Genomic DNA, 888 nt, shown 5'->3' with positions numbered 1-888 from the left:
CACCAAACCGGGGCGAGGCGTTCGTCGTGTGAATTACACGCCACTGGCTGTGCTTGCTGGGGTGACGGTGGCAACGGTGGCGGCCTTGCTGGGCTATCGCGTTGGAAAGAAACGAGGGAAAGGGGACTGATAAATCGGTCTTAGCCCCTCCCCTTGGTGTCCAACCGCTCTGTAGGCCTCTCAGGCGCCGCTGGTGCCGCTGGTTGGACGCCAAGGGTGAATCCGCCTCGATACCCTGATTACTCGCTTCCTGCGCCCTCTCAGGCGGCGATAGGGGACTGGTAAAACGGGGATTGCCCAGACGCCTCCCCCGCCCCTTCAGGGGCACAAATGCGACCCCAACGGGGCCACGTAGTGGTGCGTTTTTTGCGTTTCCACCCTTTTCCCTTTTAAACCTTTTAGGCCGTCTACAGGCCACGTAATCCGTGGCCTGTAGAGTTTAAAAAGGGACGGATTTGTTGCCATTAAGGGACGGATTTGTTGTTAAGAAGGGACGGATTTGTTGTTGTAAAGGGACGGATTTGTTGTATTGTGGGACGCAGATACAGTGTCCCCTTATACACAAGGAATGTCGAACGTGGCCTCACCCCCAATGGTTTACAAAAGCAATGCCCTGGTCGAGGCCGCGTATCGCCTCAGTGTTCAGGAACAGCGGATCGTTCTGGCCTGTATTAGCCAGGTGAAGAGGAGCGAGCCTGTCACCGATGAAGTGATGTATTCAGTGACGGCGGAGGACATAGCGACGATGGCGGGTGTCCCTATCGAATCTTCCTACAACCAGCTCAAAGAAGCGGCCCTGCGCCTGAAACGGCGGGAAGTCCGGTTAACCCAAGAGCCCAATGGCAAGGGGAAAAGACCGAGTGTGCTGCTTATCGGCTGGGTGCAAAC

1 protein-coding gene is annotated in these 888 nt (G+C 56.4%); it reads left to right on the top strand.

Going from position 1 to position 888, the window contains the following annotated elements; all coding sequences use genetic code 11:
• Window positions 1–577: 577 nt before the first annotated feature.
• Window positions 578–888 (top strand): replication initiation protein (locus tag GHO25_RS25655; RefSeq protein WP_218581096.1); only part of this gene is annotated, 311 nt, incomplete at its 3' end.

This window comes from Pseudomonas sp. FSL R10-1350 (genome assembly GCF_009600525.1).
Taxonomy (GTDB): Bacteria; Pseudomonadota; Gammaproteobacteria; order Pseudomonadales; family Pseudomonadaceae; genus Aquipseudomonas; species Aquipseudomonas helleri.
Note: the sequence above shows the minus strand (reverse complement) of the source record. Positions and strands in the feature narration are given on the sequence as shown.